Below are 1310 nucleotides of genomic sequence, written 5' to 3'. Positions count from 1 at the left end.
ATTGGTCTTGCGCGACAGGCAGGACGGGCATTGACGGCATTCCGGCGTATAGAGCGGAATGACGTGGTCGCCCTTCTTGACCGAAGTGACGCCCGCGCCGACATCAACGACGATGCCGGCACCCTCATGGCCGAGGATTGCCGGAAACAAGCCCTCCGGATCGGCGCCAGACAGCGTGAAATCGTCGGTGTGACAGATGCCGGTCGCCTTGACCTCGACCAGAACCTCGCCGGCCCGCGGGCCCTCCAGCTGCACGGTCATGATCTCAAGCGGTTTTCCGGCCTGAACGGCAACGGCCGCGCGTACGTCCATGGGTTTGCTTCCTTCCTGATTTCGTTTCGCAATTCACAACTTCGGTTAGATCATCGCGTCGATCAAAGAGCCGTGTCTTCGACGTGGCACCAGACTGCCAACAAGGGCTCAGCAGTGCATCGCATCGCGAATTTCTTGCCAGCTTCGTTGAAGAAGACGGTCCCTGGAGTGGCACGGAACCAATTGCTGTCGTCGAGGCAAACTTCGCCACCGGACAGAAGCAAGAATACGCGTGAATGAAACTGCACGTGATCTGGAAAACGGCTGTAGGGGGCCATCAAGGTCAGTCCGAGGCGCACGTCACTGCGCTCCTCCAGGCCGTGAGGTCCGACTACGATCGCATGAGCGTGAGATTGCTCGAACCTGAGGCTTGCAAATGGACCGGTCCGGCCGCTTCGCCAGGAGAGTTGTTCCTTCAATTCCGCCAAGCCTCTTGCGCCGCCAGCAAACCGGGGCAGAGAGGCATGCAGATTAGAGAGAGCGCGGTCAAAATGCTCAGGTTTCAAAGGTGTGGCGGTATCGATGCGTCTGGCCACACCCCGTTTTTCGAGCCTCTGGTATATTTTGCCCGCAATGTAACTTGCCATGACAGGAGCCTGGGACGACAACAGGACGTCGCCAATTGCGTTGAGAACCTCCTGCAAAGCTCGGGGACGAAAACCTCCGCCAAGCACGGAGACCTGTCGTCGTATTGGCGCGCTGTCGTCATTGAGTAGCAGGTCCGCGCTCCGTTTGAGTGGTGTCGAGACTTGCGACATGATTTTCTCCGCCGTGGATGAAACCGGACTGCGACCTTGGCAGCACGTTCGTAGATTAGACCCGCGCGCCTGTTAACACGGAAATAACAGCGATCAAATTGAACTTCGCAGTTCCGGCAGGGCCTCGAAGAGATCGGCGACGAGGCCGTAGTCTGCGACCTGGAAGATCGGGGCTTCCTCGTCCTTGTTGATGGCGACAATCACCTTCGAGTCCTTCATGCCGGCAAGGTGCTGGATGGC

The 1310-nt window shown here is 58.4% G+C and carries 2 protein-coding genes and 1 pseudogene; all 3 read right to left on the bottom strand.

All coding sequences use genetic code 11. From position 1 onward, the window contains the following. Positions 1–312, bottom strand: a 312-nt coding sequence (locus BLP23_RS32940; RefSeq protein WP_167364067.1) for an alcohol dehydrogenase catalytic domain-containing protein, incomplete at its 3' end; no start/stop codon positions are given. A 62-nt stretch (positions 313–374) separates the two neighbouring features. Further along, positions 375–1070, bottom strand: a complete 696-nt coding sequence (locus BLP23_RS32935) for a dimethylsulfonioproprionate lyase family protein (RefSeq protein WP_092588837.1) — start codon at positions 1068–1070, stop codon at positions 375–377. A gap of 93 nt (positions 1071–1163) precedes the next feature. Next, positions 1164–1310: pseudogene (locus BLP23_RS33480) on the bottom strand (electron transfer flavoprotein subunit alpha/FixB family protein); the annotation flags it as partial.

The sequence above is a fragment of the Rhizobium mongolense subsp. loessense genome, assembly GCF_900099775.1.
GTDB lineage: Bacteria > Pseudomonadota > Alphaproteobacteria > Rhizobiales > Rhizobiaceae > Rhizobium > Rhizobium loessense.
Note: the sequence above shows the minus strand (reverse complement) of the source record. Positions and strands in the feature narration are given on the sequence as shown.